This window comes from Pannonibacter sp. Q-1 (assembly GCF_054073275.1).
In genome coordinates this window covers 465,784-491,730 of the sequence record NZ_JBSXNB010000002.1, presented here as the reverse complement: position 1 = coordinate 491,730, position 25,947 = coordinate 465,784, and the positions used below count along the sequence as shown (strand labels likewise).

At 64.5% G+C, this 25,947-nt stretch carries 22 protein-coding genes; 9 read left to right on the top strand and 13 right to left on the bottom strand.

Annotated elements, in window-relative coordinates; genetic code table 11:
• Window positions 1–57 precede the first annotated feature (57 nt).
• The 4 genes from ACVNHC_RS06200 to ACVNHC_RS06185 form a co-directional block, all read right to left on the bottom strand.
• The gene (locus ACVNHC_RS06200) at window positions 58–2,142 is read right to left on the bottom strand and encodes an alpha-galactosidase (protein WP_457166739.1); all 2,085 of its coding nucleotides are present in this window, start codon (window positions 2,140–2,142) and stop codon (window positions 58–60) included.
• The gene (locus tag ACVNHC_RS06195; protein WP_457166738.1) at window positions 2,139–2,984 is read right to left on the bottom strand and encodes a carbohydrate ABC transporter permease; all 846 of its coding nucleotides are present in this window, start codon (window positions 2,982–2,984) and stop codon (window positions 2,139–2,141) included. The genes ACVNHC_RS06200 and ACVNHC_RS06195 overlap by 4 nt, the downstream gene beginning before the upstream one ends.
• Before the next feature lie 2 nt (window positions 2,985–2,986).
• Window positions 2,987–3,874 carry a carbohydrate ABC transporter permease gene (locus tag ACVNHC_RS06190; RefSeq protein ID WP_197717594.1) on the bottom strand — a complete coding sequence of 296 codons (888 nt, stop codon included), beginning with the start codon at window positions 3,872–3,874 and terminating at the stop codon, window positions 2,987–2,989.
• Between the two features lie 92 nt (window positions 3,875–3,966).
• Entirely contained in the window at window positions 3,967–5,205 is a 1,239-nt protein-coding gene (locus tag ACVNHC_RS06185) for an ABC transporter substrate-binding protein (RefSeq protein WP_457166737.1), read from the bottom strand.
• A 145-nt stretch (window positions 5,206–5,350) separates the two neighbouring features.
• Between ACVNHC_RS06185 and ACVNHC_RS06180 the strand changes: the two genes are divergently transcribed.
• Window positions 5,351–6,187: an IclR family transcriptional regulator gene (locus tag ACVNHC_RS06180; RefSeq protein ID WP_457166736.1), complete on the top strand. Its 837-nt coding sequence runs from the start codon at window positions 5,351–5,353 to the stop codon at window positions 6,185–6,187.
• A gap of 12 nt (window positions 6,188–6,199) precedes the next feature.
• Window positions 6,200–7,261 (top strand): ABC transporter ATP-binding protein, encoded by a 1,062-nt coding sequence (locus ACVNHC_RS06175; RefSeq protein ID WP_457166735.1) that lies wholly within the window; start codon window positions 6,200–6,202, stop codon window positions 7,259–7,261.
• Between the two features lie 307 nt (window positions 7,262–7,568).
• Here the strand turns inward: ACVNHC_RS06175 and ACVNHC_RS06170 are convergent, their stop codons facing one another.
• The 6 genes from ACVNHC_RS06170 to ACVNHC_RS06145 form a co-directional block, all read right to left on the bottom strand.
• Window positions 7,569–8,681, bottom strand: a complete 1,113-nt coding sequence (locus ACVNHC_RS06170) for a glycoside hydrolase family 88/105 protein (protein WP_457166734.1) — start codon at window positions 8,679–8,681, stop codon at window positions 7,569–7,571.
• A gap of 135 nt (window positions 8,682–8,816) precedes the next feature.
• Window positions 8,817–10,349, bottom strand: a complete 1,533-nt coding sequence (gene pglA, locus ACVNHC_RS06165; RefSeq protein WP_457166733.1) for a polygalacturonase PglA — start codon at window positions 10,347–10,349, stop codon at window positions 8,817–8,819.
• A 328-nt stretch (window positions 10,350–10,677) separates the two neighbouring features.
• The gene (locus ACVNHC_RS06160) at window positions 10,678–11,946 is read right to left on the bottom strand and encodes an ABC transporter substrate-binding protein (protein WP_457166732.1); all 1,269 of its coding nucleotides are present in this window, start codon (window positions 11,944–11,946) and stop codon (window positions 10,678–10,680) included.
• 77 nt (window positions 11,947–12,023) lie between these two features.
• A complete protein-coding gene (locus ACVNHC_RS06155) occupies window positions 12,024–13,151 on the bottom strand; it encodes an ABC transporter ATP-binding protein (protein WP_457166731.1) in 1,128 nt (375 codons plus the stop codon).
• Window positions 13,151–14,047: a carbohydrate ABC transporter permease gene (locus tag ACVNHC_RS06150; protein WP_050471797.1), complete on the bottom strand. Its 897-nt coding sequence runs from the start codon at window positions 14,045–14,047 to the stop codon at window positions 13,151–13,153. The genes ACVNHC_RS06155 and ACVNHC_RS06150 overlap by 1 nt, the downstream gene beginning before the upstream one ends.
• Before the next feature lies 1 nt (window position 14,048).
• Complete coding sequence (locus ACVNHC_RS06145) at window positions 14,049–14,933, bottom strand: carbohydrate ABC transporter permease (protein WP_094462933.1); 885 nt, start codon at window positions 14,931–14,933, stop codon at window positions 14,049–14,051.
• Window positions 14,934–15,222: 289 nt separating this feature from the next.
• Between ACVNHC_RS06145 and ACVNHC_RS06140 the strand changes: the two genes are divergently transcribed.
• From ACVNHC_RS06140 to ACVNHC_RS06115, 6 genes are all read left to right on the top strand, one after another.
• On the top strand, window positions 15,223–16,116 hold the full coding sequence (locus ACVNHC_RS06140) for a helix-turn-helix transcriptional regulator (protein ID WP_094462934.1): 894 nt from the start codon (window positions 15,223–15,225) through the stop codon (window positions 16,114–16,116).
• A gap of 396 nt (window positions 16,117–16,512) precedes the next feature.
• A complete protein-coding gene (locus ACVNHC_RS06135; RefSeq protein WP_457166730.1) occupies window positions 16,513–17,385 on the top strand; it encodes a BadF/BadG/BcrA/BcrD ATPase family protein in 873 nt (290 codons plus the stop codon).
• Entirely contained in the window at window positions 17,378–18,118 is a 741-nt protein-coding gene (locus tag ACVNHC_RS06130; RefSeq protein ID WP_058900090.1) for a GntR family transcriptional regulator, read from the top strand. Before ACVNHC_RS06135 ends, ACVNHC_RS06130 begins: the two co-directional genes overlap by 8 nt.
• Window positions 18,118–19,146 carry an SIS domain-containing protein gene (locus tag ACVNHC_RS06125; RefSeq protein WP_208991371.1) on the top strand — a complete coding sequence of 343 codons (1,029 nt, stop codon included), beginning with the start codon at window positions 18,118–18,120 and terminating at the stop codon, window positions 19,144–19,146. Before ACVNHC_RS06130 ends, ACVNHC_RS06125 begins: the two co-directional genes overlap by 1 nt.
• Window positions 19,146–20,297, top strand: a complete 1,152-nt coding sequence (gene nagA, locus ACVNHC_RS06120; protein ID WP_457166729.1) for an N-acetylglucosamine-6-phosphate deacetylase — start codon at window positions 19,146–19,148, stop codon at window positions 20,295–20,297. The genes ACVNHC_RS06125 and nagA overlap by 1 nt, the downstream gene beginning before the upstream one ends.
• Window positions 20,298–20,377: 80 nt before the next feature.
• Window positions 20,378–21,304 (top strand): NAD(P)H-dependent flavin oxidoreductase, encoded by a 927-nt coding sequence (locus ACVNHC_RS06115; protein ID WP_457166728.1) that lies wholly within the window; start codon window positions 20,378–20,380, stop codon window positions 21,302–21,304.
• Window positions 21,305–21,322: 18 nt separating this feature from the next.
• On the opposite strand, the gene ACVNHC_RS06110 is transcribed toward ACVNHC_RS06115, so the two are convergent.
• The 3 genes from ACVNHC_RS06110 to ACVNHC_RS06100 all read right to left on the bottom strand — a co-directional run bounded on the left by ACVNHC_RS06110 (window position 21,323) and on the right by ACVNHC_RS06100 (window position 25,421).
• The gene (locus tag ACVNHC_RS06110; RefSeq protein WP_457166727.1) at window positions 21,323–22,516 is read right to left on the bottom strand and encodes an MFS transporter; all 1,194 of its coding nucleotides are present in this window, start codon (window positions 22,514–22,516) and stop codon (window positions 21,323–21,325) included.
• Between the two features lie 131 nt (window positions 22,517–22,647).
• Entirely contained in the window at window positions 22,648–24,795 is a 2,148-nt protein-coding gene (locus tag ACVNHC_RS06105; RefSeq protein WP_457166726.1) for a DUF294 nucleotidyltransferase-like domain-containing protein, read from the bottom strand.
• Window positions 24,792–25,421, bottom strand: a complete 630-nt coding sequence (locus ACVNHC_RS06100; protein WP_050471787.1) for a hypothetical protein — start codon at window positions 25,419–25,421, stop codon at window positions 24,792–24,794. Before ACVNHC_RS06100 ends, ACVNHC_RS06105 begins: the two co-directional genes overlap by 4 nt.
• A 246-nt stretch (window positions 25,422–25,667) precedes the next feature.
• On the opposite strand from ACVNHC_RS06100, the gene ACVNHC_RS06095 reads away from it, so the two are divergent.
• Entirely contained in the window at window positions 25,668–25,940 is a 273-nt protein-coding gene (locus ACVNHC_RS06095) for a DUF4212 domain-containing protein (protein WP_050471786.1), read from the top strand.
• Window positions 25,941–25,947: the final 7 nt, after the last annotated feature.

Here is a 25,947-nt window from a genome sequence, read left to right as displayed (position 1 = left end):
ATATTTCAGTCCATGCCTTATGCGAAAGGAAAGACCGGCCGGACAAGCCGTCCGGCCTCACAGACGGGTTCCTTCCACCGTGAAAAGCGTGCCCGGCCATGCCACGGGCAGCATGATGCCCTGTTGCATCAGCGCGGCCCCGGAGAGCGTCACCGGCCCGCTCTTCAGGGCGCAGGCCCCGCGCGACTGGGGCGGTGCATCTTCCGGGTTGAGCAGCGTCAGCCGGTAGCGCGCCGCCGGATCCAGCCCGGTCAGCTTCAGCTGGCGGGGCAGGGCCTGTGCGGGCGCTGCCGCCTGACCGGAGGACAGCACGAAGCGGCTGCCATCCCGCGCCAGCTGCATTTCGGCGGTGACGGACGGGTCCGCCGCATCAAGGCGCAGGATGTCCGCGCGCATCAGCCAGTCCCGGTTGGCCTTCCACCAACCGGTGACGGCGGTCAGAACGGCCGTCTCTTCCGGATCAAGCTCGCGCAGGTCCATCTCGAAACCCATGTGCCGCTGGGCGGCCACGCGGGCGCGCAGGCTCATGGACAGAACCCGGCCCGAGGTGTGGCAGTGGCGCGGGCCCACATGACTGCCGGTGACTGAAGCGGGCAGGAACAGCGCCGCATCATGCTGGATGCGCAGGCGCTCAAGTGCGTCGTTGCTGTCCGAAAGCCAGACCCGCTGGGTGTGGGTGAGGATGCCGGCATCAATCCGCCCGCCGCCGGAGGCGCAGCTTTCGATCTCGACCGCCGGATGAGCGGCGCGCAGCCGTGCCAGCAGCGACAGCGTGCCGCGCGCCTGCGCTGCGTCCACCACGGGAAGCAGGCGGTTGTGATCCCACTTGATGTAGTCGATGGCGTAGGTGGAGAGCAGGGCGGAGATCGCCCCGAACAGGTGATCGCGCACCGGCTCCAGCGCCATGTTCAGCACCAGCTGGTTGCGTCCGCGGGTCTGGTTTGCGGGGCCAAGGATCCAGTCCGGATGGGCGCGGTAAAGGTCGCTGTCCTCGCTCACCATTTCCGGCTCGAACCACAGGCCGAAACGCATCCCCAGCTTGTGAACGGCCTCGATCAGCGGCGTCAGCCCGTCCGGCCATTTGCGCCGGTCGACGACCCAGTCGCCAAGGCTCGTGGTGTCATCATCGCGCCGGCCGAACCAGCCGTCATCCAGCACGAAACGCTCCGCCCCGATGGCGGCCGCCTTGGCGGCGATTTCGGTGAGGGCGGAAAGTTCGTGGTCAAAGTAGATGGCTTCCCAGCAGTTGTAATGCACGGGCCGGGGGCGGGCCGGATCGGGCCATGTCACCACCCGGTCGTGGATGTCGCGCTGGAAGAGCGTGGCAATGCCGTTGAGGCCGGACGTGGAAACGGCGGCGATGAGGGCTGCCGTTTCAAAGCAGGTTCCAGCTTCGCGCTCGCTGTTACTGGCATGGCCGAACTGCACCTGCCTGCGCCCGTCGTAAAGCTCTTCGGCCACAAAGCGGTGCCCGCCGGGCCAGGCGTAATGAAGGGCGCGCACCTCGCCTGAGGTGTTGCGGCAGCCCGGTTCCGTGAACAGCGCATAGGGCGGGTGTTCCTGACCGGAGCGGCCGGTGCGCGCTTCGCGCTGGCGGATGCCGGTGGTCCAGAGCGTGGACTGCATGCGGAATTCGCCGATCCACTTGCCGGCCGGATCAAGGATCTGGTCTGCACTCTGCGGCACTGGCAGCACGGGCGCGGCCAGCCAGTCGACGCGGACAGGCGCAACGGACTCCAGCCGGGTGCGCAGCACGAGAACGCCGGTCTCAGCCGCCTCGATCACATGGGTGAGGGTGAGGCCTGCGGCGGCGGAGATCAGTTCCAGCCGTCCGGCGCATTGGCGCGCTTCACGGAAGGCAAAGCGGGGCTGCAGCAGCTCACCCTCAGCAGAGCGCAGCACGAGGCCCGGCTGGCCCTGCCAGTCGTTGCCCTGCACCGGACAGAGGCTGAGCGGGGGCAGGGCATCCAGCATGCCGCCGGTGAGATCAGACCGGCTGGCCGCTACGAGAGCTTCAAGGTCCTCCTCCTGCGGCAGGGCCGGACCCCAGTAGATGGCCTCCGGCACGCCGCCGGAGGAGGTGAGGACAAGGCTTTGTCCTGCGCAATCAAGGCGCCAGTGCTGTGCGGTGTTCCCGGTCATTTCACGGCTCCCAGCGTCAGGCCGGCGATGAAGTGTTTCTGCATGAGGAAGAACATGAGCACAGGGGGCAGGGCGGCGATGATCGACCCGGCGGAAACGAGGTGCCAGGCGGCAATCCACTGGCCGTTGAGCGAGTTGAGCCCGGCGGTGACCGGCTGGGTGTCGGCGCCGGTGGTCAGCACCATGGCCCAGAAATAGTCGTTCCAGATGAAGGTGAAGATCAGCACCGACAGGGCGGCAATGGCCGGGCGCATCAGGGGCATGACCACGTACCAGAAGATTCTCACTTCGCTCACGCCCTCCACCCGCGCCGCCTCGATCAGCTCATAGGGCAGGGCCTTGATGAAGTTGCGCATGAACAGGGTGCAGAAGCCGGTCTGGAAGGCGATGTGGAACAGGGCAAGGCCGGTGATCGTGTCGTAAAGCCCCATCTGCAGCGTCAGGTCGCGCACCGGCACCATCAGGATCTGGAAGGGCACGAAATTGCCCGCCACGAACAGGAAGAAGACAAGCAGGTTGGAGCGGAACCTGTAGATGGCGAGCGCAAAGCCCGTCATGCAGGACAGCGCCACGGCACCGATGACGGTGGGGATCGTCACCTTGAAGCTGTTGAGGATATAGGCCGCGATGGGCGAGTTGCGGAAGATGGTGACATAGTTCTCGAAGGCGATGGCCGAGGGCATGCCGAAATAGTTGCCGGACGCCAGATCGGAGGAGGGGCGCAGCGAGGTGAGCGCCACGCCCAGAAGCGGCAGCAACCACAGGACGAGCGCAACCGGCAGGGCCGCCTTGTAAAGCGCCCGGGCCGGGGCCGGGAGTTGCTGGATGGGACGGGGAAACATGCTCAGTGTTCCTTCTCGTCGCGCCACATCTTCCAGATGAAGCCGGAAATGAAGATCATCATGATGGCGAAGAGGACAACGGCAATGGCCGCGCCATAGCCCATGCGGAAGCCGTATTCGGACAGGGCCTGCTCGTACATGTAGAAGGAGAGCACCCGCGAGGAGCCGAAGGGGCCGCCGGATGTCATGATCGATACAAGGTCGAAGGAGCGCAGCGCACCGATCACGGTGACGATGACGGCAATGAAGGTGGCCGGACGCAGCTGCGGCAGGATGACGTACCAGAGCATCTTCCAGCCCTTGGCCCCGTCCAGCCGCGCTGCCTCGATCTGATCGGGCGCCACATTGTTGAGGCCGGTGAGATAAAGGATCATCACATAGGCGATCTGCGGCCACAGGCCCGCAGCGATGATGCCATAGGTGACGAGGTTCTCTTCCGCCAGAATGGCAACACCCTGACCGGTCACCGCCTCGATCAGCTTGTAGAACAGGCCGAAATTGGGGGCATAGAACCAGGAGAACATCAGGCCGACAACGACCTGGCTGATGACGAAGGGAAAGAAGAACAGGGACTTGTAGACCCGGATGCCCCAGACCGTCTGGTTCAGGAAAATCGCGATCATCAGGCCTGCCGGAATGGCCAGCATGTAGAGCGCAAGCCAGATGACGTTGTTCTTCAGCGAGACATAGAAGGCCTCGTCATCCAGCAGCTCGGCGTAGTTGTCAGCGCCAATCCACCGGGCCGTGCCGATGCCGTCCCAGTCATAGAAGGAAATGCTGACCGACTGGAAGACCGGCGCAATCACGTAGAAAACGAACATCAGTGCGCCGGGCGCAAGGAAAAGCCACGGGGCAAGCATGCGCTGGCGCGCTTTCCAGAAGGCGGTCATCTCGGCCTCGGATCTTTCGGGAACATGTCCCCCGGATCAGCTCCGGAGGACGTTTCTGGGAGCGCTGCCTGCAAGGGGCGGCGGTGCGGGGCTCAGTAGACGCGCTGGCGCACTTTCTCGAGACGGTCGAGGATACGCTCCAGCCGGTCGGGCTTGACCATGTATTCCTGGAAGCCTTCCATGGCAGCCTTGGCCATCTCGGCCGGGGCGTCCCGGTCGAAGAACTGGGCAACGGCCGAAGCGGTCGACACCGTTTCAAAGCCCTGGCTCAGGAACGGATCTGCCGCATCCACCGTGGCCTCGTTGTTGACCGGCAGCTGGCCGAGGCGCTTGTTGAGGGCGGTCTGCACGTCGGCACGGGTGACGAAGGCGAGGAACGTCTTGGCGTCCTCCGCATTCTTGGCGCCTGCCGGAATGTGGATCGTGTCCGTCGGGGCTTCTTCAGCACGCGGCAGGCCCGGGGTGATCTCGGGGAAGACCATGAAGCCGAGATTGTCATTGGTCATGCCGCCATCCTTGAAGGCGGCGACGGCAAAGTTGCCCATGACATAGTTGGCGGCCTTGCCCTGAACCAGAAGGGAAACGGCATCCTGCCAGTCAATGGCCGTGTGATTGGCGGTGACATAGCCCGGTTCCACCAGCTTCGCCCATTCGGCAAAGACGGCCTTCACCCGGTCATCCGTCCAGGCGATCTTGCCGGATGTCAGGTCCATGTGGAATTCATAGCCGTTGGTGCGCAGGCTCAGATAGTCGAAGATGCCTGCAACCGGCCACAGGGCCTTGGAACCGGTGGTCACGCAGTCGATGCCTGCCGCCTTGAACTTGGCGCAGTTGGCGATGAACTCGTCCCAGGTCTTCGGCTCGGAAACGCCAACCTGCTTGTAGACGTCCTTGTTGTAGTAGATGCCCCACTGATAATAGGTATAGGGCACGCCCCACTGCTTTCCGTCGATGGTCATCGAAGCCTTGGAGGCCGAGAGTTTCTGGCCGAGGCCGTTCGCTTCCCATACATCGCTGACATCCATGAACTGCCCGGCCTTGACGAAGGGCGCCATGCGGTTGCCGGCGTACCAGCTGGCCAGATCCGGCGCATCTGCAGTCATGAAATTGCGGATGGCGGTCTTGTAGCCCTCATGGTCGAAGATGTTGACCTTCACCTTCACGTCCGGGTTTTCCGCCTCGAACATGGTGACCAGTTCTTCCAGCGCAGCCTTCGGCGCCGGGTCCGACATGTCGGTGTTGAAAACGAGGGTCCTCTGTGCGGCCAGCGCCGAACCGGACATCATCAGCGCAGCGGCAAAGGCCGCCAGCTTGAGCGGTGTAACAGTCATCTTGTCTCCTCCCGGACTGCGTTCTTTGGCAAGGAGGTTCCAAATAATGAAACCAAGTCTTGCATATTGAAAACTATGATGCGAAGCTTTAGGACTGTCAAGCAGCAGGCGCACCCCGGTGTGCCGGGCGAGGGTTTGCAAGACGATGAGCACGAAACAGCCAAAGGCGGATGGGCCCGGCATCAGCGGGGCGGAGGCGGAGCAGGGCGGTGATGGCACCGTCGGCAAGGCTCTGGCCGTGCTGGATCTTGTGGCGCAGGCCGGCCGCCCGGTGCGCTTCACGGATATTCTGGCCATCAGCCCCTATCCCAAGGCCACGCTTTACCGGCTGCTGCAGACCCTGACCCATCAGGGCATGCTCGCCTATGATGCGGACAGCCAGAACTATGCCCTCGGCGTCCGGCTGGTGCGGCTTGCCCATGCGGCCTGGTCGCAGAGTTCTCTGGCACCTCTGGCACGCCCCTGGCTCGACAGGCTGTCGGCAGAGCTGGGCGAAACCCTGCATCTGGCGCAACTGGATCAGGGGCAGGTGCTTTATGTGGACAAGCGCAACGCCGCCCGGCCAGTGGAAATGTTCAGCCAGGCCGGCAAGGTCGGGCCTGCCTATTGCACCGGTGTCGGCAAGGCCATGCTTGCCTTCCTGCCGGAGGCGGCAAAGCAGCAGGCCGTTGCGCGCCAGTCCTTCTACCGTTTCACGCCGAAGACGCTCGGCTCGCGCGAGGAGCTTCTCGCCGAGCTTGAGGAAATCCGCAAGAGCGGCCACGCCTTCGACCGGGAGGAGCACGAGCCGGGCATCATCTGCCTTGCCGTGCCGGTTCTGTCGTCGGGTGGCAGCGTGCTGGGTGCGCTTTCGGTCACATCCACAACAACCCGGAACAGCCTCGACGGGCTGGAGCAACTGGCCCCGCAGCTCAAGGCCTGCGCCAGCGCCATTGCTGCAGACGTGGAGGCCTGGCGGTTTCCGGAACGCAAGCAGATCTGAGGGAGGATATTCATGTCTGGCGTCTCGTTCGAGAACGTGGTCAAGAAGTTCGGCGAAGTCGGTGTCATCCACGGGGTGGACCTGACCATCGAGCATGGCGAATTCTGTGTCTTCGTCGGCCCCTCGGGCTGCGGCAAGTCCACGCTGCTGCGCATGGTGGCGGGGCTCGAAAGCACCAGTTCCGGTGCAATCCGGATCGGTTCGCGTGACGTGACCGCCCTTGACCCGGCCGAACGCGGTGTGGCGATGGTGTTCCAGACCTATGCGCTCTATCCGCACATGACGGTGGCGGAAAACATGGGCTTCGGCCTGAAGATGACCGGCCATCCCAAGGCGGAAATCGAATCCAAGGTGGCGGCGGCCGCGAAGATCCTGAAGCTGGAGCCGCTGCTGGCGCGCAAGCCCAAGGCACTCTCCGGCGGCCAGCGCCAGCGCGTCGCCATCGGCCGCGCCATCGTGCGCGGGCCGGAAGTCTTCCTCTTCGATGAGCCGTTGTCGAACCTTGATGCCGAGCTGCGCGTCGAGATGCGCGTCGAAATCGCCCGCCTGCACCGGGAAATCGGCGCGACGATGATCTACGTGACCCATGATCAGGTCGAGGCGATGACGCTGGCCGACAAGATCGTGGTGCTGCGCGCCGGGAAGATCGAACAGGTTGGCAAGCCGCTCGATCTCTACAACGATCCGGACAACCGTTTCGTCGCGGGCTTCATCGGTTCACCGGCCATGAATTTCCTCGACGCCAGCGTCAGCGGCGAGGGGCTCAAGGTTCCGGGCCTTGGCGATGCCATCTTTGCCCGTCCGGCGGTGGCGGTCGCTGATGGCCCGGTCACCTTCGGCCTGCGCCCGCAGCATCTGCACATCGAGCGCTCCGGCACCACGCACAAGGTGGACATGGTCGAGGCGCTGGGCGGCGTTTCCTACGTGCATCTGATGGCCGCCAACGGCAGCAAGCTGATTGTCGAGCAGCGCGAGGAGATGGGCCTTCGTGCAGGTGATCAAGCCGGTATCAGCTTCGATCCGGCGCAGGCGATGTATTTCACGGCAGATGAGGCAGGCCGCCGGATCAGGTGAGGGGAAGAGAATGTTTTTCATGAAAGACCTCCTTCCTCTCAGCTCCGTCATGCCATGACTTGATCATGGCATCCATGCCGTTACCTCTCGCTTTTCACCTGCTGGAGATTGAGGTCAGGTCCTGGAAATGCATATTCAGAGACCGTCTTTATGGATAGATCAGGGAATGGATGCCATGATCAAGTCATGGCATGACGAAACATTATAAGCTTGTGAGTGGATATTCTTCTGAGGAGGCGGCAAGACCAATGCCGCCTCTCCCAAAAACAAGGGCCGCAGTCGCTTGCGGCCCTTGTGGTTCTGCCTGTCAGCTCGCGGCCCGCCGCGCTTCGGCGCTGGCCGAGGCCAGCCGTTCGGCATAGGCCATCATCAGCGCGCCGGTGCCCTTGTGGTCGTCGGGGCGCAGCGGTTCGCTGAGGTAATAGGCGGGCGAGCCGTCGCGCACGCGGCCACCGAAGCCGCCGAGCCCGGCCATCTCGCAGACATTCTGCAGGCGGATGATGCCGTCATCTCCGGCGTAAAGCTGGGTGGTTTCGAGGCTGGCGAGCGCCTTCAGGCCGGGTGCTGCAAACTGCATGCCGAGGCCCAGCCTTGCCCCCTTCATCAGCGCATAGGCGAACATGGCGCTGGCCGAGGATTCTTCGTAGTTTCCGGAAAGCTCCGGCTGGTCGATCACCTGCAGCCACAGCCCGCTTTGCGGCCGGGCAAGGGCGGCGATGCGGGTGAGCAGGGCGGACGCCCGCTCTGGAAGCCCGGATGAGGCGGCTTTTTCCGGCCCAATGAGGCCGGTCACATCCACCAGAGCCATCGCCAGCCAGCCAAGGGCGCGGGCCCAGTGGGCGCGGGAGAGGCCGGTTTGCGGATCGGCCCAGTCCTGCGCCCGGGCTTCATCAATCGCATGGGCGTAGAGGCCCGTTGCCGCCACATGGGTCAGGTCCAGCGCCCGGTTCAGCTGTGCAAGGGCATCGTCCACCAGGTCCGGCCTGTTGCGGGAGAGGCCGTATTCGATCTGGAACGGCAGACCCATGTAGAGGCCGTCGAGCCAGACCTGCTGCGGATAGCGCTTCTTGTGCCAGTAATTGCCGCCGTCCGTGCGCGGGTGACGGGTCAACTGCCCGGCCAGATGCTCGATGGCAAGGCTCCAGTGGGCACCGGGGGCTGCCTTTTCGAGGAAGAACAGCACGCGCCCGGCCAGAATGTGGTCGATGTTGAACTCATCCTGGGTATAGCCTGCCAGCGCGCCATCCTCGCCGACCTGCGGTCCGATCAGCCGCAGCAGCTCATCCCGCCAGATCTCCTGCGGCTGCTGGTCATACAGCAGCGCCAGCCCGCGGTAGACACAGCCGTCCTCGTAGCACCAGCTGCCGTCCTTGGCGTAGGTGTAGCGGGAAAGATATTCCTTGAAATAGCGCGGGGTCATGGGGCCGTCCTGACTGCGAGGGAAAGCATCCGGGCACAGCATCCGTGTCCGTCTTTCCGGTTGGAAGTGTGATGCAGGCCATCCGGCGCTGCGAAATCTGTGGCCAGCCTTCGCGGGGCTGGCGGGAAAGGGCAGCTAGGCCGCCGGGCTGGCGCGGGCAGGGCGCTGGCGCAGGTCCTCCACATGCGCGCCTTCGAACACCAGATCCTCATGGCGCATCGCCGGAACATGATCGGCCATCACCGGCACGTCCGCTTTGGCCGAAGGATCATAGGAGGCCTCGACGCTGGAGATCCGGACCGGCCCCATCGGCGCTTCGGGCAGGCCGAGGAAGACGCCAAGCGCCAGACGCAGGTTCGTGACCTTGATGTTCTCGATGGTGATCGCGCCAATGGACGGCGTTTCGCCGGTGAGCGGGTAAGGCTTGCGGGACTGCACATAGTCCGAATGCCCGTCCGCATCGCAGAAATAGAAGGCATTGGCCACGAAAGCCGTGTCCACGCCGTCCATGTCGCAATCGGAGAAGCGGACATTGCCGACCGCCCCGCCGCGGCCGCGCCGGGTCTTGATCCTGAGGCCCCGGTCCGTCTGGCGGAAGCTGCAATGCTCCACGGTCACGTCATGCACGCCGCCCCCCATTTCAGAGCCAATGACAAGACCGCCGTGACCACGTTCCATGAGGCAGTTGCGGACGGAAACATTGCGGGTGGGGGCAAGGTGATCGCGCGCTCCGCTCTCCGGCTCCGGCTTGCCGGCCTTGATGGCGATACAGTCGTCGCCGACCGAGAAATGCACACCTTCGATCCAGACGTCCTCACAGCTTTCCGGGTTGAGACCATCGGTGTTGGGGGAGTCGGACGGGTTCCAGATCCTGAGGTCTGCCGCCGTCACGCCATTGCAGAACAGCGGATGCACGGTCCAGGAAGGGGAGTTGCGAACCGTGATTCCTGCCAGCGTCACATGGGTGCAGCGGCTGAGGAAAAGCGTGCGCGGGCGCCGCGCGCCGTTGCGGGTTTCCTTCGGCCAGCTCCACCAGTCGCCTTCCGCACCGCCGCCATCAAGAAAGCCTTCGCCGCAGATGGTCAGCCATGTGCAGGAGGTTGCTGTAATAAGGCTGGCATAGGCCGCTTCCGGCACGCCCTCCCAGCTGGACAGGGGCAGACCATCCTGATCCCGGGCAGGCAGAATGGGCCAGCGGCTGCGGTCGTGGATCGCGGCAAGGCCTGCATCTGCATCGATCTGCAGGGTCATGCCGGACTTCAGCATGAGCGGCGAGGTGCGGTAGGTGCCGCCGGAAATGCGCAGCGTGCCGCCGGAGGGCGTTGCTGCAATCGCCCGGGCAAGGGCAGCGCCGTTGTCCGCAAGGGCCGGGTCGGCGCCATGGTCCCGGGCGTCAACCAGACCGAAGCACTTCGGCATGGGGATGGTCAGAGGCTCTACGCCTTCAATGGCAAGAACATAGTCTGCGCCGGGTGTAAGGCCGAAAATCGAGAAGACCGCCCTGTCGGTAACCCCTTGCCGTGTTTCGCCGCTGCCCTGGTCCGTCAGCACCCAGGCAGCGGGCCCCGGCAGGTGATAGCGCGCACCCGGCACGTGATAGCGCAGCGTGATATGCCGCGGGGAAATCGCGCTGAGGCAGAGGGAGCCGGTTGCGGGTTCGGTGGACATGGCGGGCGTATTCCTGCGTTGTGGCGGCCGGGAGACCTGATGCCTCCCGGCAGTTTTTGTGATGAAGCGCGGCTTTACCGGCTGCCGGAGCTTTTCCCGAAGCGCCCGCCGTCTCGCCGCAGCGCCCCTCTCCCCCCTTGAGGGGGAGATGTCTGCGTCAGCAGACAGAGGGGGGTATCAGCGCTTCAGCAAGGCTCTGCTTCTCGTATGAATGGACAGTCCGCTACCCCCCTCTGCCCCCTGCCGGGGGCATCTCCCCCTCAAGGGGGGAGAGGAGTTGGAGCCTGACTGGCAGTCCAGGGAAGCTAACTCCCGGCGGCCTTTCCCCTCAGGACCGGAACTTCTTCAAGGCTCCGTTGATGCCGTCGATGATCTCTTCGGCAGCGGTCTGCGCATCGATCTGGCCGTAGGCGAATTCCTCCAGGGCGTCGATGAAGATGCTGCGGACTTCCGGGTGCTCGTTGAAGGGCGATACGGTCGGTCCGGCGCCTGCGGTGACGATTGCGTTGGCGACGATCAGTTCCATCTCGGTCGAACCGGCATCAGCCAGAGCCTTGGCCGCCGTCTTGCTGGCGGGCAGGCCGCGCGAGCTGCCAAGGGCCTTGATGCCTTCCGGCTCGTTCAGCAGGCAGTTGACGATCTGGGCCGCAGCCTGCGGTTTCTTCGAGTTCTTCGAGATCGAGAACACCATGGAGGGTTTGCGGTAGACGCCTTCGGTCCTGGCATCCGGGCTGGCCAGCAGCTTGACGGCCTCCAGCTTCTGGCCCTCCTGCAGCGGATCGGCAAATTTGGAATAGGTGGAATCCCATTCATAGGAGCCTGCGATCCGGCCGTCGGCCCACTTCGGGCTTTCAAACAGGTTGATGTTACCCTCTGCCGCCGCATCCTTCTGCGACATCACCACGCCGCCTTCGACCATCTTGCCGTAGAAATCGATGGCTGCGGCCAGCTCTTCCGGCGTCCAGGCGACGGTCGTTGTCTCCGGGTCGATCAGGTCCTTGCCGGTCGCCTGAGTGGCACGCAGCGAGACGAGCAGAACGGCCGTCTCCTTGATGGCGTTCATCGGATAGGCGTCCGGGCCGATCTTCTCCTTCAGCACCTTGGCGGCGGCGAAGAGATCATCCCAGGTGGCGGGAAGGGGCAGCCCGGCCTTCTGAAACGAGGTGGTGTTGAAGAAGAACACGCGGCCCGTGGTGGAAACGGGCAGACCATTCAGCTTGCCGTTCATGCTGCCCGACGCCAGCTGGTCCTCCGTCCAGTTGCTGAGGTCGATATATTCGCTCAAATCGTTCAGGTCGGCAAAACCGTCGCCCTTGATCGAGAACAGCGGCAGCCAGGGCCAGTTCACCTGCATGATGTCGGCTTCCGTGCGGCCGGCGATCTGCGTCATCAGCTTCTCAAGGTGCCCGTCAAAGCCGGTGAACTCAGGCGCGATGGTGTGGCCGTGCTTTTCGCCGCAGACTTTCAGCGCTTCCTGCGTCGCCTTGTGGCGGCTGTCGCCACCCCACCAGGACATGCGCAGGTCCGCCGCCAGCAGGGGCGTGGCAAAGGTCGAGGCGAGCGCAAGGCTCACAAGGGCAGTTGCTGTCTTTCTCATGGTTTTCTCCTCCCGTTTTCCGCCGGAGCAGGGCGTCTGAACCCCGCTCCGGAAAGGCTTGATCACTTGCTGCGGCCTCAGCCGAGCGGGGCCAGCGAGATGTTCTCGCCGCTTTGCGCATCGAAAATATGCAGGTTGCTCTCGATGGGCCGCACCGCCACCGCATCGCCGCGCTTCAGGCCCTGCGGTACCTCCGCCGCAGGAAGCACGGCCACCAGCGTGGTGCCGCCAAGGTCGATGTGCAGGTTCATTTCATGGCCAAGGAACTCGATGGTCTGCACTGTGCCTGTTACGGCATTCTCCGTGCCGGCGGGCAGCAGGCCGAGATGCTGCGGGCGCATGCCGAGGGTGACGGACCCGGCCTTGGCCGTCAGGCGGCGGGCGAGCTCCGGCCCGAAGCCGAGCGTCTGGCCAGCCAGCGTCAGCGTCACCCCGTCGCCGCTGCCGCCGAGCGTGGCGGGGACGAGGTTCATTTCCGGCATGCCGATGAAACCGGCGACGAAGGCATTGGCGGGCCGGTTGTAGAGCGTATGAGGATCGGCCACCTGCATGATGTGGCCGTCCTTCATCACGCAGATCCGGTCACCCATGGTCATCGCTTCGGTCTGGTCATGGGTGACATAGACCACCGTGGAGGACTGGCCGTTTGCCTTCAGCTGCTTGTGCAGGTCGGTGATGCGCACCCGCATGGAAGCGCGCAGCTTGGCGTCGAGGTTCGACAGTGGCTCGTCGAACAGGAAGACTTCCGGCTTCTTGATCAGCGCCCGGCCCACGGCCACACGCTGGGCCTGACCGCCGGACAGCTGCTTGGGCAGCCGGTCGAGCAGCTGGCCGATTTCCAGAATACCGGACACCTCGTCCGTGGCGGCATCGATTTCCGCCGTCTTCTTCTTCTGCAGGCGCAGGCCGAAGGAGAGGTTCTTCTTCACCTTCATATGCGGGTAGAGCGCGTAGTTCTGGAACACCATGGCGATGCCGCGCTTGCCCGGGGGCAGGTCGTTGACGGTCTGGCCGCCGATACGGATGGCGCCGCCCGTCACCGTCTCAAGGCCTGCGATCATGCGCAGGGTGGTGGACTTGGCACAGCCCGACGGGCCGACCAGCACCATGAACTCGCCGTCCTCCACATCCAGGTTGATGCCATGGACCGCCTTGAAGCCGCTGCCATAGACCTTTTCCAGGTTCTGGATCTGCAAACGTGCCATTAGCCTTTCACCCCACCGCTGGAGATGCCTTCAATGAAATGTTTCTGTGCGAGGAAGAACACGACGAGCGCGGGCGTGATCGCCAGGACCGACATGGCCAGAATGCGGTTCCAGTCGAATGCTTCCGAGGTGTCGATGGACAGTTTCAGCGCCAGGCTGATCGGGTACTTGTCGATGGAGGACAGGTAGATCAGCGGGCCGAGGAAGTCGTTCATCGTCCACATGAACTGGAACAGGCAGACCGATATGAGCGCCGGGGCCAGCATGGGCACGACGATATAGACGAGCACCTGCAGGGAGTTGGCGCCATCGACGCGGGCCGCCTCTTCCATGTCGCGCGGGATCGCCCGCAGGAACTGGATCAGCATGAAGACGAAGAAGGCGTCTCCCGCAAAGGCCGAGGGCACCCACAGCGGCAGGTAGCTGTCGAGCCAGCCGAAATCGCGGAACAGCAGGTACTGCGGGATGCGGGTCACCACATTCGGCAGCAGCAGCGTGGCGATCAGCGTGACGAACAGGATCTTCTTGCCCGGAAAATCGAAGCGGGCAAAGCCGTAGGCCACAGCTGTGCAGGACACCGCCGTGGCGATGACCTTCGGGATGATGATCCAGGCCGTGTTCAGGAAGAAATGGCCGAAGGTGTAGGGCGTTGATGTCTGCCAGCCCTTGATGTAGCCATCAAGGGTCGGGTTCTGCGGCCAGAACCCGGCGCTGGAGAAGATCTCGGAATTGGGCTTGAACGAGGCCCCGATGAGCCAGATCAGCGGATAGAGCATCAGCACGCCGACCAGCGTCAGCAATGTGTAGCGGATGATCGCCGAGATCCGCTGGCTGCGGTGCTGGCGGGCGGCAAAGGCGGCCGCGCCTGCATCGGGGGCGACGAAGGATGGGGACATCTCAGCTCCTCTTGTCGCCGGCGTAATAGACCCACTTCTTCGAGGACCAGAAGGCCACGAGGGTCAGCGCCATGATGATGATGAAAAGGACCCAGGCGACAGCGGAGGCATAGCCCATGTCGAACTTCTTGAAGGCCAGCTCGTAGATGTAGAGTGGCAGGAAGTAGGTGGCCTTGAGGGGGCCGCCCTGGGTGATGATGTAGGGGCCGTTGAACTCCTGAAAGGCCTGGACCATCTGCATGACCAGATTGAAGAAGATCACCGGCGTGATGAGCGGCAGGGTGATGTGCCGGAAGGTGGACCAGGGGCCCGAGCCGTCGATGGCCGCCGCCTCATAGAGCGACTTGTCGATGGACTGAAGCGCGGCGAGGAAGATCACCATGGCCGAGCCGAACTGCCACATGCGTAAGAGCGTGATGGTGAAGAGCGCATTCGCCGGGTCGCCGAACCAGTTGACCGGGCCGAGCCCCACTACCGCCAGCGCCATGTTGACGAGGCCTTCGGTGGAAAAGAGATAGCGCCACAGCACCGCGATGGCGATTGAGCCACCCAGAATGGACGGCACGTAATAGGCCGTGCGGAACAGGTTGATGGCTTTCAGCTTGTAATTGAGGATGACCGCGATGAAGAGCGCAAAGGCCAGCTTCAGCGGCACCGTCAGCCCCACGTAGAGCAGGGTGACATTCAGCGAGCGGGTGAAGGTACGGTCACGGGTGAACAGTTTTTCGAAATTGTCCATCCCGACCCAGTTCGGGCTGCTGACGAGATTGTAATCCGTGAAAGCGAGATAGAGCGACGCGCCGAAGGGCACGGCCGTGAACAGCAGCAGGCCGAAGACATAGGGCGTGACATAGGCCAGGCCGAGGAAGCGGTTTTCTCCACCCATGTCAGATGGCCTCCGCTCTGGTTGTAGCCCGTATTGCAAGACCTGACGCTGCATCTGCTGCCGCAAGAGCGGTCAGATTCACGCCGGAACAGGCCATTCTGATAGGGTTTTCTGATGTTTTCAAATGCCGATCCGGCGAAGGGGCAAGGCTGCGCAAGGGCGCAGGGCTCCCGCCCGCAAAGCCGCCTCCTCCCATGGTGCGTCTCGCAAGGGTTGCGATAGTCATTTCGTGACAGAGACGATATTCTAACCGGCAAGCTGGCCGAAATTGACGGACTGAAATAAAAAGATGGACAAAAACGTAGGTGATGTACTCGCCGGTCTGTCGCCCGCCGCGCTGACGCTGGCTCTGGCCCGTTCGGCGATCAAGATGCAGCATTCGCGCGCCTGGCGCGTCGACAAGTCCAACGCGGTGCATGATCTGGTGATCTGCCTGACCGGGTCTGCGCGCTACGAGCTCGACGGGGTGGAACAGTCGCTGGCTCCGGGCATGGCCATGCTGATCCCGGCCGGCAGCCGCTTCGTTGGCGAGTCGCTCTCGGACGAGCTTTACACCGGTGTCGCCCAGCATTTCACGCTGACGCTGTTCGGCTCGGTGGATCTCATCGGCCAGATGAATCTCCGGCCCGTTGCCGCCTTCCGCCAGTGGCAGGTGATCAGCGCCATGGTGGCGCATTACCGCGACATGGCGCCGCTTTCGATGACAACGCTGGCGCAGCATCACCTCTTCATGGTGATCCTGCTCGCCTATATCGAGAGCGCGTTTCTCGGCTGGAAGGAAGGGGCGGGCGGGGCGCTGGACAGTCCCGATCAGCTGTCGGTGCAGATCATGCTGGTGGCGGCCCGCATCGCCGCCGATCCCTTGAGCGCTGCCGCGCTGGAAAAGGCGCTCGGCTCCGTGCCCTTCAACGGCGACTATTTCCGCCGCGCCTTCCGCGCCCGCATCGGCCTGACGCCGCAGAAATTCCAGGAGCGCAAGCGCATGGAAATGGCCATGAACCTGCTGTCCTCCGGCCGCAAGGTGAAGGAAGTGGCGGCCATGGTCGGCATCGCCGATCCCTACTACTTCTCCCGCCTGTTCAAGAAGCACCTCGGCGCCAGCCCCTCCTGCTACCGCCTCGACAGCCGCGACGGGCCGGACGAGGTCTATGTGGATGATCCGGAGATTCTGGTGATTGATTGAATTGGTAGGGACCGGGTTGAGCGGGATGTGAGAAACTACGCGGATCGCCGGGGTGTCTGGAGCTCTGCTTTGCGGCATTTCATCTGCCCTGTTTCCTCTCCATCGTCATCCCGGACGGAGCGAAGCGGAGATCCGGGACCGGTGAGCCAAGGCCTCTGGGTTAGCTTAATCTTTTGAAAAATTTATGCTGTGGCTCACCGGTCCCGGCTCGCGCTACGCTTGGCCGGGATGACGATGGAAAGGGAATGCCGGATGGAGAGGTCTCTGGCTGCTCTCCGGCTGGCACTGATGGTCCATCGACTGCCGGGTTCGCCGATTATCGGAAAACACCTCCCTACCTTGCTTTTGGTCTTATTTTGGTATTATCTCAGCCGCATCAAATCTGGAGACGGCAGCATGTATCTTCTGGGTGTGGATGGGGGCGGAACCGGGTGCCGGGTGCGGCTGGCGGCGGCAGATGGCACGGTGCTGGGGGAAGTTTCCGGCGGGCCAGCGAACATCGTCAGCAATCCAGATCAGGCCCGCGCCAACATTCTGGCGGCTGCTGATACGCTGCTGGCACCTGTGCTCGGCCGGAGTGTGATGGACGCAGAGGCGTCGCTGCCGGTCTGTGCCGTGCTGGGCGTTGCCGGGGGCGGGGTGCCTGCGGCGGCAGATGCCCTGCGGGAGCGGGTGCCCTTCACCACCGTCCGCGTCGTCAATGACGGCATCGCCGCGATAAGGGGCGCGCTCAGGGGCGGCGACGGCATTCTGGCGGCCATCGGCACCGGCTCCATCTTCGCCGTGCAGCGGCAGGGCGTCATCCGGCAGGTGGGCGGCTGGGGCTTTTACGTGATGGGCGACGAGGGCGGCGGCTCCTGGCTCGGCCGCCATGCGGTGCTGCGGGCACTGAAGGCCATCGACGGCTTCCACCTCATCACGCCGTTCCTGTGTGACATTCTGGAACATGGCGGCGGGGCGCAGGCGATTGTCCGTAATGCGCCCTCAACACGGCCCGACGAATTTGCCGCGCTGGTGCCGCTCATTCTGGCGGCAGCGCGGGCGGGGGACCCGGCGGCAGAGGCGGTGCTGGCGGCCGGCGTGGCGGAGGTTCGCGCCGCGATTGCCCTGTTGCAGCAGGGCGGCGAGGTGCCTGTGGTGTTCCTCGGCGGGCTGGGTGTGACCTATGCAAAGGCGCTGGCCGGTGAGTGGCCGCAGGCCGAACCGCTGGGTTCCGCGCTCGACGGGGCCATGTGGATGGCGGCGGAGGATCTGGCAGCGCATGGATGACGTCTTCACGCCTGTTGCCGGAGCAGGCCCGCTTTATGCCGTGCTGCAGGGGCGGATTGAGGCGGCAATCCGCGAGGGCAGGCTGAAGCCCGGTGACAGCCTGCCGGCGGAGCGGGAAATTGCCGCGCGCACCGGCCTCAGCCGCGTGACCGTGCGCCGCGCCATTGCCGATCTGGTGCGTCAGGGGCTCCTGGTCCAGCGGCGCGGCTCGGGCACCTATGTGGCCCGTCCGGTGGAGCGGTTCGAGATGGGTCTGTCGCAGCTCACGTCTTTTTCTGCCGACATGGCCCGGCGCGGGCGCGATTCCTGCTCGCAGATCCTCTCCGCCGCAACCGGCCCTGCTTCACCCGAAGAAATGATGGCGCTGGGGCTGGGCGCGGCGGAACAGGTGGCGCGGATCGAGCGCGTGCGCTGGTCCGGCGGCATGCCGATGGCGCTGGAGCGATCGGTTCTGTCTGCCGAAGTCCTGCCGGACCCGTCCGCCATGGGCGGTTCGCTCTATGCTTACTTGCGCGCCCGCGATCTTCTGCCCGTCCGTGCCGTGCAGCGCATGTCGGCGGTGAACCTGACGGCGGCCGAGGCTGACCTATTGCAGATGGCGCCCGGCGCGGCAGGACTGAAGATCGAGCGCGTGGCCTATTTGCCCGGCGGGAAGGCGGTGGAATTCACCCGCTCCCTGTTCCGGGGGGACGCCTATGATTTTGCCGTTGAACTGAAGGCGGGAGACGCATGATGACCAGCACAACCCACATGGCCCGCGAGGTCGCCGAAATTCCCGTAGCCGCTGAGCGTTTCCTGCGTGAAGCCCGTGACAGCATTGCAGCGGCTGCGGCGGCGCTGCGGCAGCGGGATCCGGATTTTCTCGTCACCGTGGCGCGCGGCTCGTCCGATCACGCGGCTTCTTACCTCAAATATGCGGTGGAACTGCAGGCCGGGCTGGCGGTCGCCTCCGTCGGGCCATCCATTGCCTCCATCTACGGCCGCACCTTGCGTCTGAAGGGGGCGGCTGCCATCGGCATTTCCCAGTCGGGCCGCAGCCCGGATATTGTCGAGATGCTGCGCCGGGCGGGCGAGGGCGGCGCGCTGACGCTGGCCATCACCAATGATGCCGCCTCGCCCATGGCGGAGACGGCGGATCATTCCCTTGCGATCTGCGCCGGGCCGGAAAAGAGCGTCGCTGCCACCAAGACCTATGTCACTTCCGTTCTGGCAGGCCTCGCCCTTCTGGCCGAATGGCAGGAAGATGCAGCTTTGCGGGAGGCGGTTGCCCGCCTGCCGGAGCAATTAGCCGCCGCGCTGCAGCTGGACTGGACGCCCCTGTCTGACCGTCTGGTGCGGGCGCAGTCGCTCTATGTGCTGGGCCGCGGGCCTCTCCTTGCCATTGCCAATGAAATGGCGCTCAAGTTCAAGGAAACCTCTGGCCTTCACGCCGAAGCCTACAGCTCGGCCGAAGTGCTGCACGGCCCGGCGGCGATTGCCAGCGGCCGCTTCCCGGTGCTGGCGCTTGGTGTGGATGATGCGGCGCTGCCCCACGCGCGGGCGACGGCGGAGCGGCTGGCGGGGCAGGGGGCGGATGTGTTCGCAACCGGCTTTGATGCGCCCGGCTGCAACCGCCTGCCGGTTCTGGACGGCGTGCATCCCCTGACGGCGCCGCTGCTGCAAATTGCTGCCTTCTACCGGTTTGTGGAAGGCTTTGCCCTCCGGCGCGGCTTCAATCCGGATGTGCCGCCCCATCTCAACAAGGTCACGGAAACGCACTGATGCGGACAGTTCTTCACGGCGCCCGGATTTTTGACGGCACCCGCCTGCGGGAGGGGATGAGCCTTGTCCTTTCCGGTGAAACAATCGAGGCGCTGGCGCCGGAGGCGGAAGCGCGGTCGCTGGATGGCTCCCATGTGGAACTGCCCGGCGGTATCCTGTCCCCCGGCTTTCTCGATCTGCAGGTCAATGGCGGCGGCGGGTTGATGCTGGATGGCTCTGTGGACGAGGGCAAGCTGACCCGCATTCTCGATGCCCACCGCCATCTGGGCACTGCGGGCCTGCTGCCGACACTGATCACGGACACGCGGGAAGCCACACGGGCGGTGATCGAAACCGGCATCCGGGCGGCGCGCAAGCAACTGCCGGGGTTTCTCGGCCTGCATCTGGAAGGCCCGCATCTCGATGTGCGGCGCAAGGGTGCTCACGACGCTGCGCTGATCCGCCCGATGGATGACGCCGATCTTGAGCTTCTGTGCGATGCCGCCCGTCATCTGCCGGTGCTGATGATCACCATTGCGCCGGAGGCCGTGCGCATGGACCAGATCGTCCGGCTGAAGGAAGCCGGTGCCATCCTCAGCATTGGCCACAGCGATTGCGCTTATGAGACGGCGCTTTCGGCCTTCGACCATGGCGTCACCTGCGCGACGCATCTGTTCAATGCCATGAGCCAGCTTGGCAACCGGGCGCCGGGGCTGGTGGGGGCCGTGCTGGACCGGCCGGTGGCGGCGGGGATCATTGCCGATGGCGTCCACGTCAGCGCGCCTGCCCTGCGCATCGCTCTTGCGGCGAAACAGGACGAGGGGCTGTTTCTGGTGACCGACGCCATGGCCGTGGCCGGGACGGAGCTTGACAGCTTCACCCTTGGCGGGCGGAAGATCCTGCGCCGTGTTGGCCGGCTGACGCTGGAGGATGGCACGCTGGCGGGGGCTGATGTCAGCCTGCCGCAGGCGCTGCGTTATCTGAATACGCATACGGACCTGCCGCCGGAGGCGCTGCTCGCCATGGTCACGAGCCGCCCGGCGAAAGTGGCGGGGCTTGGCGCCAGCCATGGTGCGCTGGCAGCAGGACGCCGCGCCGATGTGCTGCATCTGACGGATGATCTCAGCCTTGCCGCCGTCTGGCAGGGCGGCGCTCTCCTCCAAAGGGAGTAGGGTAAGGCGCCGTCATTCCCTTGACGTAAACGGAAATCCGCAGCACTCTCGCTCTCCCATCCGATGCGAAAGGTGCTGCCATGCCGTTGCCCGCAAGTCTCCAGGGCCGTCTCAAGATCCCGGCGATTGCTTCGCCCATGTTTCTGGCGTCCGGCCCTGATCTGGTGGTGGAAACCTGCAAGGGCGGCATGATCGGCACGTTTCCGGCGCTGAACCAGCGCACAACGGAAGGCTATGCCGCCTGGCTGGAGGAAATCGCCTCGCGGCTCGATGGCGTGGAAGGCGCTGCGCCCTTCGGCATCAACCTCATCGTCCACCGGTCCAACTCCCGCGTCGAAGCGGATCTGGCGAAGACGGTGGAGCACAAGGTGCCGCTGGTCATCACCTCGCTGGGGGCGGTGAAGGATGTGGTGGATGCTGTGCATTCCTACGGCGGGCTCGTCTTCCATGACGTGATCAACGCCCGCCACGCCGAGAAGGCGGCGGCGGCCGGGGTGGATGGCATCATCGCCGTCGCCTGCGGTGCGGGCGGCCATGCGGGGACGCTCAATCCCTTTGCACTGATTTCCGAAATCCGCTCGGTCTGGTCCGGCACGCTGGTGCTGGCCGGTGCCATCAACACCGGCGCGCAGGTGCTCGCGGCCCGTGCCATGGGCGCCGACATGGCCTATCTCGGCACCCGCTTTCTGGCAACGCAGGAGGCGACGATCGAGCCGGACTTCAAGAACATGATCGTTGAAAGCGATGCCAGCGACATTCTCTATACGCCCGCCATCAGCGGCGTGAATGCCAACTTCCTCAAGCCCAGTATCATCCGCGCCGGGCTCGATCCCGACAACCTGCCGCAGGCGGGCAAGATGAACCTCGAGCATGAGGCCAAGGCCTGGAAGACCGTCTGGTCTGCCGGGCAGGGCGCGGGCGGCATCCACGACATTCTGCCTGCCGGGGACCTCGTGGCCCGGCTGATCCGCGAATATGAGGAAGCGAGGCGGATCATCGCCGGCTGACCGCCTCTGTACTGCAGCTCAGATTGGCTCGGCTTTCGCCATGAGGCGGACCAGCGCCAGCACCGACACCGTGGAGACGAGCGCTGCCAGCACGAGGGCGGCAAGGGCGGCGGAAGTGCCAAGCTGCTCCTTCAGGAAGATCACCGTGAAGGGCGCGGCCGCGGACAGAACCATGCGGATGCCTGAGAGCGTGCCGGTGCGCCGTCCATAGCCTTCCGGCCCGAAATAATGCAGCGGCAGCATGCCCCGGACGATGGATGTGAGGCCCTGGCCGGCACCATAGGTGATGGCAAAGGCAAAGAGCAGGACCGGTGCCGGCGCGAACACGGTTCCGGCCAGAAGCACAAGCCCCAGCGTCAGGGCAAAGGCGGCGATGACGGCGGTCGCTGGCGGTGAAAATAGATTGCGCCGGAGATATTCAATCAAACGGGCGGCGACCTGCGAAGGGCCGATGCAACTGGCCGCCGCGATGGCCGTCGCCGTTGCAAAGCCAAGGTCCCCCAGCAGCACCAGCAGCGCCGCTCCGACGGCGGACATGACGAAGCCGCCGCTGGCAAAGCTGATGGCCAGAAGCGCCATCGGGCGGGGACCCAGCCGTGGAGAGGCCGCCTGCAAGATCTGCGGAGCCAGGGGAGGGGAAGAGGAGGCCAGCGGCTCCGGCCGGTCCGGCTGGCCCTGTTTTCCCTTCGGCCCCTGTCTTCCCTTCGGCATGGTCAGGTGAATCGGCAGTGCGATGACGAGGTTCATCGCGGCCAGCACCAGATAGACCTCCCGCCAGCTCATCAGCGTCAGCAGCCACTGCAGCAGCGGCCAGAACAGGGTGGAGGCAAAACCCGCGATCAGGGTGACAAGAGTGATTTCGGCACGGGCATCGCGGCCATAACGCTGTGCAAGGGCCGCAAAGCCTGCATCATATTGCACGGCAATGGCCACGAATTCGGCGAGCAGCGCGATGACGATGAATTGCCAGGCGTTTTCCATCACGGAAATCAGGGCGAGGGTCAGTGCGGCAAAGACCGACCCGAGGCTCATCACCGGCCGGGCGCCATATCTGTCGATCATCCGGCCAATGACGGGGGCGGACACGGCCCCGGCCAACAGCCCGGCCGAGAAGATCGCAAAGACGAAACTCTCCGTCCAGCGGAACGCGCGGGCTATCTCGGGCGCCAGAACGGAGAAGGAGTAATAGAGCGTTCCGTAACCGATGGTCATGGAAACACCCAGACCAAGGGTCGAGGGAGATATTTTCATGAGAGCCGCGAATAGCCGAGTCCTGTTTCGCCAGCATGACAGCGGTCCATGCCGGCGTCACGTCTCTTCAGAGCCAGGGGCGGCTGTAAAACTCAGATCCCCTGCAGCAGGTCGCGCAGCATGTGGGTGATGAGGTCGATGCGCCCGAGGGCTTCGCGCAGCTCGTCCTGATCCCGGTGGTTCAGCCGCGCAACTTCCACCCGGTTGCACGGCGCGATTCCCCCTTCCAGATCGTTGATCTGCTGGGTGAGGATCAGGCGGATGAGAAAGCCGTGGATGTTGGCGAGGATTTCCGCGTCTGCCTGCGAGCGTCCGGCGTGATGTGCGGCCTGCAGGATACGCTCGGGCGTGGAAAGGGCCGTCACCCCGTGGCGCAGCGCAATCGCCCGGGCCCCGGCGACGATGGGCAGAAGCCCGCCGGACTTGAGATCGACCCGCCCCTGATCATCCTTGCGGATGCGCCCGAAGAGGCCCAGCGGCGGGGCATGCGAGGCGGCGGTTTCGCCCAGCGCCCTGACCAGCGCAAGCGAGCCGCGCGCGGTATCCGCCGCAAAGTGGCGCAGGGTCTCCGCCAGCCGCGCGCCGGTGCTGCCGGACACATGGGCGGGGGTGAAGTCGTAGAAAATATCCACATTGAGCAGCGCCTGCGGAGAAGGGTGATGGGCCCATTCCTCCACCTGGTGCTGCCATTCTCCCAGGCGGCGGCGCCACTCGATGTTGCGCGCCATCACACCGCCCTTGCAGTAGGGAATGCCCGCCCGGTCAAGGATTTCGTTCAGCCGTGTGGCGAAGCGGAAGAACCAGTCATCGGGCGAGGTCAGGTCGCCGGTGTAGTCATCGGCAATCAGCAGGGCATTGTCCTGATCGGGGGCCAGCATGCTTTCCCCGCGTCCGCCGGAGCCCAGCATCAGCACCGCATAGGCGGCGGGGGCAGGGCCCGCCCCGGCGGCCTCCAGCTCGGCCTCGGCTATTTCGGCGGCGCGGGCGGTCATGGCCTTGTTCTCGGCCGAGATGATGGCGCAGACCTGCCGCGCATCCTGCCCGTCGGCGAGAAGTCCGGTCGCCAGAGTGGGCAGGGCGGATTGCACCTTGGCCAGATCGCGCGGGCGCCCGGCCATGGCGATTTCGTCGCCCACGGTGAGTGTTGCCAGCGCCCGCTCGCGCAGGAGCGTGCGCAGGGTGAAAATGCCGGCCAGACGTCCGCCGTCATCGCTCACCCCGAGATAGCGCAGGTTCTTGCGGGCCATCAGCCCGAGGGCGCGGTAGAGAAAGGTGTCGGCCGGGGCGCTGATCACCGGAAAGCTCATCAGGGCGCCAACCTTCAGCTTGCCCGCCTCCGCACCGCGCGCCGCCAGCGCATGCAGCACGTCGCGTTCGCTCAGGATGCCCGGCTCTCCGCCCTCCCGCGTCACGATCAGGCAGCCAATGTGGCAGGCCGCCATCAGCTGGGCGGCACTGTGCAGATCGGCGGTCTCGCTGATCGAAATCGGCGGGCTGCTCATCACGTCGCCCAGCCGGTTGCGGTAGAGATAGCTGTCGATGGCCCGCTGGGTGCCCTGTTTCAGGGCGAGGCGGGAGAAGTCGTGCTGTTCGCGCGGCCGGTCGAACCAGCCGGCTTCCTCCTGGCGGGCAATCAGGCTTTGCGGCTTGCGGCAGAGGTTTTCGGCCTCCGCCAGCGTGCGGATGCCGCTGGCCAGCAGCCGGTTCTGCAGGCCCGCATAGACGCGGGCCGTCGCCATCGCATCGCCCAGCGCCGTGTGGCGGCCCTCAATGGCAATGCCGAGACTGAGGGCAAGGCTGTCCAGCGAGGTGTCGATCAGGGCGCGGTCAAGGCCGGCGACGATCAGCGCCACATCGAGCGCCTTGGGCTCTGTCCATTTTACCCCGTGCCGTTCCGCCTCGTGACGCAGGATGGCAAGGTCGAAATGGATGGAATGACCCACCACCACCGCATCGCCGATGAAGGCGGCCAGTTGCGGCAGAACCTCGGCAATGCCCGGCTTTCCGGATACATCCGCATCAGACAGGCCATGGATGCGCCGGGCGACTTCCGGGATCGGCATATGCGGGTCAACGATGACGTTGAAGACCGCCTCGTCCTGGATCTCCTGGCCGTAGAGCCGGACGGCCCCGATCTGCACCACCCGGTCGGAACGCACATCCAGCCCCGTGGTCTCGGTGTCGAGGACCACGGTGTTGAGTGCGATGAGCGGCGTGACCGGGCTGACGGGCTGCTTCAAGCGGCCTTCTCCCCGGTGAGGGCGCAGAGCTGCCGGGCAAAGGCAGGAAGGTCGATCCGTTTGCGCAAGGTGGCCTGATAGTCGATGAAACGGAAGGCCACGTTGTTGACCACCATCATCTTGTCGGCAGCGCGCACATCATCGGTGATGGGGGCATGCTGCAGCAGCCGCAGCGCCGTCGCCGTGGTGATGGCGTCGGGCGAGAGTGGCGTCTTGTCCATCAGGTGGGCAAGCCGGGCGTCAAACTCTGCTTCCACATCTCCCCAGCCCCGGTCCTTACGGTGCTCCGGCAGGTCTTCGCTGGCCAGCACCTCGCGGTAGAGGCGGGACAGGATGGCGGCCCGCTCCTGCGGCGGCGCCGGCAGCAGGGGGCGCACCTCCGCCTCGATGATCAGGATGATATCCTGCGCTGCAACGGCAAAGCCTTCCCATTTGCAGATCTGCAGCGCGAATCCGAAATCCGCATCCTGGAAAAGTTTCGGCCCTGCCAGCAGCGAACGGGCCCGCAAGTAGGAGTAGCTGGCACCTTGCGCCAGGAAGGCGGCGCCTGCCCGGATGGCTTCCACTGCGGAAGCCCAGTCTGAACGCTGCCGTTTCGGCAGGATGGATCCAATGAAATCAAGCACTTGAATGCGATCCTCCCGTGTTTCAGCTATTGTTTACCTGCTGAATTAGTCTTTAGGATAACTTCACATGATGAGTGTGAAGGGAATAGTCTCAAGGTGCAAGTATCTCCGCACTGCAATATAGAAAATTGCTGCTCTTGCGAAAAGCTTGAAGTATTAGACTTTAGTCTAGGGGAATATTGCGTGAGGGGTACGGGCCGTTCCGGCATGCTGGCTGTGGCGGCCTCTGATGCGTTTACGGGAGGAATGACCTTGACCGACAAGCTGCCGCCGGAAGTTGCAGCAGCCCACTGGAGCAAGACACGCGGTCTCATGTGGACCACGCTTGCGATCTGGGCTGTCTTCAGCTTCCTGATCCACATCTTCGTAACGTCGCTGAACAGCGTCGTGATCCTTGGGTTCCCGCTCGGCTTCTACATGGCTGCGCAGGGCTCGCTCATCATCTTCGTCGTGCTGATTTTCTGGTTCTCAAGCCGCCAGAACGCCATCGACGAGGAATTCGGCGTCGCCGAAGACTGAGGGGGGC

Excerpts from the sequence above, each read along its gene's own strand:
- ACVNHC_RS06200 (WP_457166739.1), bottom strand. The coding sequence starts at position 2,142 with ATGACCGGGAACACCGCACAGCACTGGCGCCTTGATTGCGCAGGACAA.
- ACVNHC_RS06195 (WP_457166738.1), bottom strand. The coding sequence starts at position 2,984 with ATGTTTCCCCGTCCCATCCAGCAACTCCCGGCCCCGGCCCGGGCGCTT.
- ACVNHC_RS06190 (WP_197717594.1), bottom strand. The coding sequence starts at position 3,874 with ATGACCGCCTTCTGGAAAGCGCGCCAGCGCATGCTTGCCCCGTGGCTT.
- ACVNHC_RS06185 (WP_457166737.1), bottom strand. The coding sequence starts at position 5,205 with ATGACTGTTACACCGCTCAAGCTGGCGGCCTTTGCCGCTGCGCTGATG.
- ACVNHC_RS06180 (WP_457166736.1), top strand. The coding sequence starts at position 5,351 with ATGAGCACGAAACAGCCAAAGGCGGATGGGCCCGGCATCAGCGGGGCG.
- ACVNHC_RS06175 (WP_457166735.1), top strand. The coding sequence starts at position 6,200 with ATGTCTGGCGTCTCGTTCGAGAACGTGGTCAAGAAGTTCGGCGAAGTC.
- ACVNHC_RS06170 (WP_457166734.1), bottom strand. The coding sequence starts at position 8,681 with ATGACCCCGCGCTATTTCAAGGAATATCTTTCCCGCTACACCTACGCC.
- pglA (WP_457166733.1), bottom strand. The coding sequence starts at position 10,349 with ATGTCCACCGAACCCGCAACCGGCTCCCTCTGCCTCAGCGCGATTTCC.
- ACVNHC_RS06160 (WP_457166732.1), bottom strand. The coding sequence starts at position 11,946 with ATGAGAAAGACAGCAACTGCCCTTGTGAGCCTTGCGCTCGCCTCGACC.
- ACVNHC_RS06155 (WP_457166731.1), bottom strand. The coding sequence starts at position 13,151 with ATGGCACGTTTGCAGATCCAGAACCTGGAAAAGGTCTATGGCAGCGGC.
- ACVNHC_RS06150 (WP_050471797.1), bottom strand. The coding sequence starts at position 14,047 with ATGTCCCCATCCTTCGTCGCCCCCGATGCAGGCGCGGCCGCCTTTGCC.
- ACVNHC_RS06145 (WP_094462933.1), bottom strand. The coding sequence starts at position 14,933 with ATGGGTGGAGAAAACCGCTTCCTCGGCCTGGCCTATGTCACGCCCTAT.
- ACVNHC_RS06140 (WP_094462934.1), top strand. The coding sequence starts at position 15,223 with ATGGACAAAAACGTAGGTGATGTACTCGCCGGTCTGTCGCCCGCCGCG.
- ACVNHC_RS06135 (WP_457166730.1), top strand. The coding sequence starts at position 16,513 with ATGTATCTTCTGGGTGTGGATGGGGGCGGAACCGGGTGCCGGGTGCGG.
- ACVNHC_RS06130 (WP_058900090.1), top strand. The coding sequence starts at position 17,378 with ATGGATGACGTCTTCACGCCTGTTGCCGGAGCAGGCCCGCTTTATGCC.
- ACVNHC_RS06125 (WP_208991371.1), top strand. The coding sequence starts at position 18,118 with ATGACCAGCACAACCCACATGGCCCGCGAGGTCGCCGAAATTCCCGTA.
- nagA (WP_457166729.1), top strand. The coding sequence starts at position 19,146 with ATGCGGACAGTTCTTCACGGCGCCCGGATTTTTGACGGCACCCGCCTG.
- ACVNHC_RS06115 (WP_457166728.1), top strand. The coding sequence starts at position 20,378 with ATGCCGTTGCCCGCAAGTCTCCAGGGCCGTCTCAAGATCCCGGCGATT.
- ACVNHC_RS06110 (WP_457166727.1), bottom strand. The coding sequence starts at position 22,516 with ATGACCATCGGTTACGGAACGCTCTATTACTCCTTCTCCGTTCTGGCG.
- ACVNHC_RS06095 (WP_050471786.1), top strand. The coding sequence starts at position 25,668 with ATGACCTTGACCGACAAGCTGCCGCCGGAAGTTGCAGCAGCCCACTGG.